Origin of the sequence: Kitasatospora sp. NPDC056273, from assembly GCF_042268845.1 — a bacterium.
Taxonomy (GTDB): domain Bacteria; phylum Actinomycetota; class Actinomycetes; order Streptomycetales; family Streptomycetaceae; genus Kitasatospora.
In genome coordinates, this window is record NZ_JBHJSJ010000045.1 from 25,383 (window position 1) to 33,723 (window position 8,341).

Below are 8,341 nucleotides of genomic sequence, written 5' to 3' on the forward strand. Positions count from 1 at the left end.
TCGACCACGGGCCCTACGGCCGGGCGCCCCGCTCCAGGGCGGCCCGGCCGGCGGCCTCCAGGACGGTCTCGTCGGGGGCCAGGTGCACCCGGCTGCTGAGCACGTCCCGCAGGTAGCGCTCCAGCGGGTGACGCCGGCTCAGGCCGGGGTTGCCGGTGAGGGCGACGGCCTGCTGGACCACCGCCGTCGCGGCCCGGGTGGCCAGCAGGTGGGCCGGACCGGTCCGGGCGACGGCCTCCTGGTCGCCCCGGTCCACCCGGGAGGCCAGGCCCTCGACCAGTTCCTCGGCCCCGATCAGCTGGGCCTCGATCTCGCCGAGGGCGGTCCGGTAGCGGGGCAGGGTGCCGAGCGGCTCGGTCAGATTGGCCGGGGTGCGCTGGTTGAGGAAGCGGATCAGCCAGGCCTCGGCGGCCCGGGCGACCCCGATCGCCACGGCGGAGAGGGCCAGGTCGTGCCAGGCCGACGAGAGCTCGGCGTCGGCGTCGGCACTCTGACGGGCCGTCCGGCGACCGTTCGTCAGGCCGAGTGCGAGGTCGCCCGGCACCCGGACCCCGTCCAGCACCACGTCGTGGCTGGCGCTGGCCCGGAGCCCGAGCTGGTCCCAGGTCGGGTCGATCTCCAGGCCCTCGCTCTCGCCGCGGACCAGGAAGGTGCCGATCCGCGGCTCCTCCTCGTCGGTCCGCGCGGTCACCGCCATCCAGGCGAGCGCCTCGGCTCCGGTGCAGTACGTCTTCCGGCCCGTCAGCAGCCAGCCGTCGCCGTCCCGTCGGGCGACCGTGCCGGGCAGCTCGCCCGCCCCGGCGCCGGGCTCCGCCCGCAGCGTGTTGACCAGCGCCGGGCCGCGCCGGGACTCGGTGAGCAGCCGCCGGTAGCCCGCCGTCGGCCAGTCGGCCCGGCGGGCCTGCTCGGCGTGCTGGAGCAGGGTGAAGGCGGTGACCACGGCCACCGAGGCGTCCCCGCGGCCGAGTCGGGACAGCACCCGGACGGTGTCGGCGAGCGTTCCGCCCGGACCGCCGTACCGCTCGGAGACGGTGAGGGTGAGCAGTCCGGCCTCGTGGACGGCCTCGATCCCCTGGTACGGGAAGGTCGCGTCGCGGTCGTGCTCCTCGGCGCGGGCGGCCAGCAGGTCGACCACCCGGGGCAGTCCGGCGAGGGCGGTCTCGACCGCGCTCCGGTCGGGTGCCGCGCCGACGGGGCCGCCGGGGGCGGAACCCGTGGGTGTGGAACCGGTGGATTCGAGATGGCCGGAACCCGTCGGTTCGGAACCCGCCGACGGAGCGGCGGTCCGCGAACGGCGTCCGGCGGACGCGCTCCTGGGCGAACGGTTGTCGGCGGGGCGGTCGTCGGACGCGTGGTCCTCGGACGAACGCTCGGCGGTCGAACGGTTGGCGGCGCGAGTGGTCATGATGCTGTGCCTCCGGGCGGCAGCGTGGGCTCGGCAGGTGCGGGCGGCACGCCGTACGGGCGCGCGGTGGCGATCGGCGGCCCCGGAGGCCGGCTCACGGCCCGCCCCTGGTCCCGGCGCCGACCGGACACCCGGCCGATCGCCCGCCGCCGGGGGACGAATCCCCCCTCAGCGGCCCGGACACGCCGCGCTGGCGGTGCGCCGCAGGTCCAGATGCCTGCGACGGGTCAGCAGCGGAAGGCGGCACGGCATGTTCGCGACTGTACGAACCGTTGATCGATACCGTCAAGCAGCGTCCGACCCCCGGGCGGAGCCGGCCGGCCCCGGCGGGATCAGCCCTGCTGGAACATGTCCGCGGGGAGCGGCTTCAGCAGCTGATACAGGTCGTCCGAAATCGGTCGGTCCCAGGACGCGACGGTGACCAGGACGCCGTCGCTGCGGCCGAACTGGGCGCAGAACACGCGCTCCTCGCTGACCTTGACCTTCTTCACGATCAGCAGGTCGTCCCCGAGCATCACCGGGAAGTCCTCGGCCGAGACGAACTCGACCGGCTCGTCGTTCTCCAGCGCCGCGAGCAGCTGCCGCACCTCGAAGGGCACCTCGTCGCCGGTCTCCCGGGCGGGCGAACCCTCGGGGAGGTTGCCGATGAACATCGCCGGACCTCTGCCGCCGAACAGGTCGTAGCGCAGGAAAATCCCCTGGCAGGAGCCGTCCGGGCCGGTCATCATGGCCGCACCGAAGTCACCGGGCCAGTCGCCCGGGTCCATCGCGAGCACGTCGAAGTCCGGGCCGGCGGGCTGTCCGGAGCGACGGCGGAGAAAAGACATGGGAACATCGTACGTGTCCGGCACACCGCGTTCGCGAGGTGGGTGGGGCACCGCCGGGGGGTGGCCGGGAGATCGACGCTCAGAGACCAATGTTGACTCTGAGCAACCGTCCGGGCTACGTTCGGTTCAGCACGACAGCCGTTCTGGGTTTCACCCTCCGGGGGGACGGCATGTCGCAACGCGGCCCTACACGCGTTTCCCTCACTGTGCACTTGTCGTGCCGAACCGCCGAGCACCCAGCTTCGTCGTCGCACACAGCACGAACACACAAGCCAACAGTTCCAAGTTTCACAAGCCAGATCCGCGGGGCCCCGGCCCGTCGCTCCCGTGGATCTGCTCGGGACGCCGCCGCGTGGGGGCGTGCGGGTCCCGAGCACCGGTGCCGTCATCCGAGTCGCTCTCGGCTTCGGCGCCAACCTCCCGGCGACTGCCGGCCCCATCTCGGGGCCGGGACCGGCCGACGCACCCCGGTGCGCAGGGGATGACTGGGAGGATGGCCTGGCAGTACTGCCGGGCCGCACAGCAGGCGCCGTGTCTGGCCGCGTGGGGGCGGTGGGCACGGCGTCTGCCCGTGCTCTTACTCTGAGCTGCGTTTGTCTAACAGTCAACAGAAATTCTGACGGGGCACGCTCAATGGATCATCAGTTGTGATGTTTCGGACCCGAAAGATCGTCTACGGAGCGGACCCCCGTCGACCGGGGGTCCGCTCCCGTGCTGCCGGGCGCCGGCTCGGCGCCGACCGGCTCCGCGCGCCTCGGCTCAGGTGAGGTCGAACTCGCCGTCCCGGGCGCCGAGCACGAAGGCCCGCCACTCGCCCGGCGTGAAGACCAGGACCGGCCCGTCCTCCTGGCGGCCGTCCCGCATCCCGATGTATCCGTCCACGAAGGCGATCTGCACGTCGCCGACGCCCTGGCTGCTGCACAGCCACTCCGCCCCGGTGAAGTCCACCCTGGGCTTCCCGTTCGGCGCCAGATCCGGCTGCACCACGCTGACCTCCGTGTCCGTCCCGCTGTTGGATCCCACTGACCGATCTCCTCCCGACGGCGTTCCTGGGCCAGCCTAGCCACACCGCCCGGCCCCGGTCAGCGGGTTGACGAGGACTCCTCCGGGCGGGGACGGGCGCGACCGGAGGACGGGTCGAGGCGTGTCCCGACCGGCGGGGGCGGCGGGCAGCTGCCAGAGTGCTGCCAGGGCGCCGTACGACCGCTTCCCCGGCCCGGCCCGGGAGGTGCCGGGGCCCGGGCCGCTCCGCCGCTCCGCCCTGACCGACCGGGATGACCGGTTCGACCGAGCGCGCCTTGCCAGAACGATCCACCGACCGACCCGTTCGAGGGAGCAGCCGATGAGCCGCCGGGACGGCACCCGCGCCGACGTCATCCCCATCTCCGACGCCCCCTCGGCCCATCCCCCGGCACCCCGGACGCCCCCCTCACCCACCCAGCTGCCCCGGCCGACCCCCGCCCGGACCGCCACCCACGGGCGGGTCGGGATCGTCCTGGTCTCGCACAGCCAGGAACTGGCCACCGCCGTACGCTCCCTCGCGCTCGCGTTGACCGGATCCGACTCCCCCGCGCCGGTCGCGGCGACCGGCGGCGACCCGTCGGACGGACCGGGCATCAGCGCCGTCCTGGTGGCCGCCGCGACCCGGCGGGTGGACCAGGGCCACGGCGTGGTGGTGCTCGCCGACCTCGGCGGGGCGGTCACCACCGTCCGCGCGCTGCTGGCCGACGCGGACGAGCACGGGCTGCCCTTCCCGGTCCGGTTCGCCAACGCCCCGTTCGTCGAGGGCGCGGTGGCCGCGACCGCCACCGCCACGGCGGGCGGGGACCTGGCCGCGGTGCTGGACGCGGCGGAGGAGGCCTACCGGCAGTACAAGGGCTGACCCGGCGCCGGCGGGTGGTTGAGGACCTGCGGCGGGCCGTGATCGGCCCGCCCCCGGGCTCAGGGGCGCTCCTTGCCCTCCCAGGTGAAGACCGCCGGGCCCTCGCACTCCAGCGCGTGGCGCAGCCGCTCGTGCTCGCTCTCGATCATCGGCGGCAGCTCGTCCAGCCCGAACCAGCCGACGTCCAGCGACTCGTCGTCGTTCACCCGCGCCTCGCCGCCGACCGCGCGGCAGCGGAAGGTCAGCACCAGGTACTGCGTCACATCGCCGTTCGGGTACGTGACCTGCGGCGAGACCGTGACGGAGGCGAGCAGCTCGGGCACGACCACCACCCCCGTCTCCTCCTCGCACTCGCGCACCACGCCGTCGGCGGGCTGCTCGCCGGGGTCGAGGATGCCGCCGACCGGCGCCCACCGGCCGTCGTCGGCCCGGCGGGCGAGCAGCACCCGGTCGCGGTCGTCCAGCACGACGGCGACGACGGCGCTCAGCCAGAGCGGGCGGGTTCCCACGATGGCGCGGAGCTCGGCGAGGAAGGGGGGAATGGCCATGGGCCGCAGCCTATCGGGGCGGCTCCGGGCCGACCCGGTGCGCCCGGCCGGTGACGGGCCGCAGCAGGGCGAGCACGGTGAGGCCGAGGATGCGCAGGTCGAGCCCGAACGAACGGTGCTCGACGTACCAGAGGTCGAGCTCCGCCCACTCGGGGCGGCTGAGCGGGCGGGGCGTCCGGCCGCGGCTCAGGGCCTGCAGCTGGGCCCAGCCGGTGAGGCCGGGCCGGACGGCGAGCCGGCCGCGCTCCCGGCGGGAGTAGTGCGCCGCCTGGTCCGGGCCGACCGGCAGGGGCCCGATCACCCCCATGTCGCCGCGCGCCACGTTCCACAGCCGCGGCAGCTCGTCCAGACCGGACTGCCGCAGCAGGGCGGTGAGCCGGCCGTCCCCTCCGGTCCGGAAGCGCAGGAGCTGGAACTCGCGGCCGTGCCGGCCGGTCCGGATCTGCCGCTGGAGGACCGGGCCGCCGGTGCCGCAGCGGAGCAGGACGGCGATCAGCAGGGCCAGCGGCAGTGCGACGACCGCGGCCAGGGCGGCGACGGCGAGGTCGCCGGCGCGTCTCATGAGACGGCCGCGGCGCGATCCGGTCTACCGCTCATCGCTCCACCTCCACGGCGCTTCGAGCCGGAAGAACGCCTTCACAGTAGAGGCGGGATGAAGCTGTCGTCCGGGAATGGTGAAAGAAGAGGGCCTGAGATTGTCCGACTGGACGATATTCAGTCGGTCTGACCAATTTCGCTCGATCGGCCGTTTCGGAATTCCGAGAGCGATCGACGTTACGGGTGGGGGCAACGCCCGGACGGAACCCGCCGACCGTACGGCCGGTACGCCGGCCGGGGCGCCGTCAGAGCGCGGCGCGGCGCCGGTCGCGGAACACACCGAAGGCGATCCGGCCGAGCAGCAGGACGCCCGCGGCCAGACAGCCGGCCACCGCCATCGCCCAGGCCGGCCCGTCACTGTCCGGCACGAACACGGCCACGACGATGCCGAGCGCCAGGCAGGCCAGGCCCACCACCGTCAGCGGGACCTGGTGGGTGACCAGGGCTCCGCCGCTGCACGCGCGAGCCATCCGGGAGGCCCCGTGGAGGTGGAAGGGGTCACGGTCCGCATCTGCCATGAGCCCAAGGTACCCCGGGGCGGCGCGGGTGGCAGCCCGCAGGGAGTGAAGGTCCGGACACGCTGCGCAACCGGTGGATCCGGGCTGGTCAGCGGCACGCCGGGCCCGCCCCGAAGTGTGTCCGAGGCGTCCGGGCGTGCATTCCGGCTCCACAATCAGTCCACGAAAAATCCTCGTCCCCCCGGTACAACCATCCGTCCCGTGCAGCGGTCTCAATGGCATTGAGTGATCCAGGAGCCGTTCGAGGGACGGGTGTGAACCCCCCACCGAGAACAGGAATATCCAGGAGCGGAGCCGCCGCCCCTGGAGTCGGAGGCCGGGCTCCGTCCTCCGGCGGTACCGCCACGCCGCTCGGCGAACGAGGGGGAACCGTGCCGCAGTCCCAGTCCAGTACATCGATCTCCATGGCCCGCGCCCGGCCGGCACCCCGTATGCGCGCGCTGCCCCTGACCGTCGGGTGGTCGGCGGACCGGCACGGCACCGGCCGGCCCACCGACCGTCCGCACGGCGACCACCTGCACGGCGATCAGCTCGGCGGCGATCTCCTGCACGGCGACCGTCGGCGCGAGGAGCACCGCCACGGCACGCACCTGGACGGCGGGGGCCGTCACCGGGCGGCCGTCGACACGGAACAGCAGGACGCTCGGGGCGAATGGCTGCGGTTCGCCCCCGTCCAACCGCTGTTCCGGGCCCTGGCCGCCCAACGGCTAGCGGTGCTCGCGTACCACGGGGTGACCGACCACCGCTCGTTCGGCGCCCAGCTCGACCGGCTCCAGCGGCTCGCCACGCCGGTCTCGCTCGGCGCGGTCCTCCAGGCCGTGACCGAACGGCGGCCACTGCCGCCCCGGAGCGTCCTGGTCACCTTCGACGACGCCGACCGGAGCGTCCTCACCCACGCCCTACCGGCCCTCGACGCCCGGGGCATTCCGGCCACCGCGTTCGTCATCTCGGAGCTCATCGGCACCGAACGGCCGTTCTGGTGGCACGAGGCCGACTTCCTCGCCCGGCACGGGGGCCGGGCCCGCTCGCTCGACTGCGGACACCCGTCCCAGCTGCTCCGGCGGCTCAAGGCCATGCCGGACCCGGACCGGCGGCGCAGTCTGCACGAACTGCGGGTCAGCGCCGACCGCCGGCCGCCCCGCCAGGAGCAGCTGACCCCGGCCGACCTGCTCGCCCTGCGGGACGGGGGCGTCGCGATCGGCAACCACACCCAGGGGCACCCGTGCCTCGGGCGCTGCGACGACGACACCGTGCGCGCCGAGATCACCGGCGCCCACGAGGCCCTCACCCGCTGGCTGGGCGAACCGCCGATCGCCTTCGCCTACCCGGACGGCGGCCACGACGTCCGCGCCGAAACCGTCCTACAGGAGCTCGGCTACCGACTCGGCTTCCTCTCCGACCACCGCCTGGGCCCCCGGCTCCCCTCCCATCCCCTCCAGATCAGCCGCCTCCAGGTCGACTCCACCACCAGCACCCGCCGCTTCGACACCATCCTCTCCGGCCTCGAACCCGCCTACCGCCGCTGGCGCCGCCAGGCCGTCGCCTAGCAACGGGCGCCATCACGCCGCACAGGAAGTCGGCCGGGTCGACTTCCTGTGCGGCGCGCACCCCGGCAGCCCATCCCCAAAGCAACCAATCACTCGAGCCAATCCCGCACCAAAAGTCGGCCGGGCCGACTTCTCGCGCGCCCAGCCAAGTCATTTCGGGCGCCCGGAATGCCACCCCCGTCTCCGCAAAAAGTCCCTCCACCCACTCGACTTCCGACACAAACCCACCCCAGAAGTCGGCCCGCCCGACTTCTGGCTCGCCCCAAGAGGCCGCAGCAAGCGCACGCTCAACGGGCTGGGCGAGCCCGGCCGCCACACAGGAAGTCGGCCCGCCCGACTTCTGGCGCGCTCCGCCACGTTCACACAGAAGCCGCAAACGGCCGACCGCTCGCCACGCGAAGAAGGCGTGGCCGGACCAGGCGCGTCCACTGCGCGAGAAGTCGGCCTGGCCGACTTCTCGCGCGCGCAGGCGGGCCCCGGACTGGCGATCAACCGGCTCGGGGCGCGGGCCGTATAGCCGCAGCATCCCAGCGCGGCACCGAAGCTTGATCGGACCAACCTCCCGCATGCCGCCGGGAAGCCCGGAACGCTCGCTGCACGAAAAGTCGGGCCGGCCGACTTTCTGCGCGATTCGAAGCGGCGACTCCACGAGAAGTCGGCTGGGCCGACTTCCTGTGCACCAGCAAGCCCAGGGCTGGCGACCAACAGACTCCAGGAGCCGGGCTGCCCAGCCGTTGCATCCGGGTATGGCGCAGGAAGTCGACTGGGCCGACTTCCCATGCAAGCAAGCAGAGCACGGGCCCGCGTCCGTGGACTCTATGCGCGTAGAGGCCAGGGCGATTGGCCGCTTGAGCCGGGGGTGGTGCCGCTCGAAGCGGTCGTGGGGGGGGAAGTGGGGCCGAACGACATGTCGCGCGCCGCCAGGGGGGGGGGCGGGGCGCCCGCCCCCCCGCGCGTTTGGCCGGGAGGGCGGGGGGGCCCGGGAGGTTGTTAAAAAAATAAGCGGCCGACGGGATT

General features: G+C 73.6%; 9 protein-coding genes. 2 read left to right on the forward strand and 7 right to left on the reverse strand.

Annotated features, from left to right (window positions below):
* Positions 1-13: 13 nt before the first annotated feature.
* The 4 genes from ACFCY1_RS30690 to ACFCY1_RS30705 form a co-directional block, all read right to left on the reverse strand.
* The gene (locus tag ACFCY1_RS30690) at positions 14-1,405 is read right to left on the reverse strand and encodes an acyl-CoA dehydrogenase family protein (protein WP_375876691.1); all 1,392 of its coding nucleotides are present in this window, start codon (positions 1,403-1,405) and stop codon (positions 14-16) included.
* Positions 1,406-1,573: 168 nt separating this feature from the next.
* Complete coding sequence (locus tag ACFCY1_RS30695; RefSeq protein ID WP_350526312.1) at positions 1,574-1,657, reverse strand: putative leader peptide; 84 nt, start codon at positions 1,655-1,657, stop codon at positions 1,574-1,576.
* 80 nt (positions 1,658-1,737) lie between these two features.
* A complete protein-coding gene (locus ACFCY1_RS30700; RefSeq protein ID WP_049656052.1) occupies positions 1,738-2,232 on the reverse strand; it encodes a hypothetical protein in 495 nt (164 codons plus the stop codon).
* 759 nt (positions 2,233-2,991) lie between these two features.
* Positions 2,992-3,219 carry a DUF397 domain-containing protein gene (locus ACFCY1_RS30705; RefSeq protein WP_234348556.1) on the reverse strand — a complete coding sequence of 76 codons (228 nt, stop codon included), beginning with the start codon at positions 3,217-3,219 and terminating at the stop codon, positions 2,992-2,994.
* A gap of 355 nt (positions 3,220-3,574) precedes the next feature.
* Between ACFCY1_RS30705 and ACFCY1_RS30710 the strand changes: the two genes are divergently transcribed.
* Complete coding sequence (locus ACFCY1_RS30710) at positions 3,575-4,114, forward strand: PTS-dependent dihydroxyacetone kinase phosphotransferase subunit DhaM (RefSeq protein ID WP_082345992.1); 540 nt, start codon at positions 3,575-3,577, stop codon at positions 4,112-4,114.
* Between the two features lie 59 nt (positions 4,115-4,173).
* Here ACFCY1_RS30710 and ACFCY1_RS30715 read toward each other — a convergent pair whose 3' ends face one another.
* The 3 genes from ACFCY1_RS30715 to ACFCY1_RS30725 form a co-directional block, all read right to left on the reverse strand.
* Positions 4,174-4,662: an NUDIX domain-containing protein gene (locus ACFCY1_RS30715; protein WP_049656056.1), complete on the reverse strand. Its 489-nt coding sequence runs from the start codon at positions 4,660-4,662 to the stop codon at positions 4,174-4,176.
* A 10-nt stretch (positions 4,663-4,672) separates the two neighbouring features.
* Positions 4,673-5,224, reverse strand: a complete 552-nt coding sequence (locus ACFCY1_RS30720; RefSeq protein ID WP_375876692.1) for a sugar transferase — start codon at positions 5,222-5,224, stop codon at positions 4,673-4,675.
* A gap of 280 nt (positions 5,225-5,504) precedes the next feature.
* Complete coding sequence (locus ACFCY1_RS30725) at positions 5,505-5,777, reverse strand: hypothetical protein (protein ID WP_143204765.1); 273 nt, start codon at positions 5,775-5,777, stop codon at positions 5,505-5,507.
* Between the two features lie 371 nt (positions 5,778-6,148).
* On the opposite strand from ACFCY1_RS30725, the gene ACFCY1_RS30730 reads away from it, so the two are divergent.
* Entirely contained in the window at positions 6,149-7,324 is a 1,176-nt protein-coding gene (locus tag ACFCY1_RS30730) for a polysaccharide deacetylase family protein (protein ID WP_375876693.1), read from the forward strand.
* Positions 7,325-8,341: the final 1,017 nt, after the last annotated feature.

Excerpts from the sequence above, each read along its gene's own strand:
- ACFCY1_RS30690 (WP_375876691.1), bottom strand. The coding sequence starts at position 1,405 with ATGACCACTCGCGCCGCCAACCGTTCGACCGCCGAGCGTTCGTCCGAG.
- ACFCY1_RS30695 (WP_350526312.1), bottom strand. The coding sequence starts at position 1,657 with ATGCCGTGCCGCCTTCCGCTGCTGACCCGTCGCAGGCATCTGGACCTG.
- ACFCY1_RS30700 (WP_049656052.1), bottom strand. The coding sequence starts at position 2,232 with ATGTCTTTTCTCCGCCGTCGCTCCGGACAGCCCGCCGGCCCGGACTTC.
- ACFCY1_RS30710 (WP_082345992.1), top strand. The coding sequence starts at position 3,575 with ATGAGCCGCCGGGACGGCACCCGCGCCGACGTCATCCCCATCTCCGAC.
- ACFCY1_RS30715 (WP_049656056.1), bottom strand. The coding sequence starts at position 4,662 with ATGGCCATTCCCCCCTTCCTCGCCGAGCTCCGCGCCATCGTGGGAACC.
- ACFCY1_RS30720 (WP_375876692.1), bottom strand. The coding sequence starts at position 5,224 with ATGAGACGCGCCGGCGACCTCGCCGTCGCCGCCCTGGCCGCGGTCGTC.
- ACFCY1_RS30725 (WP_143204765.1), bottom strand. The coding sequence starts at position 5,777 with ATGGCAGATGCGGACCGTGACCCCTTCCACCTCCACGGGGCCTCCCGG.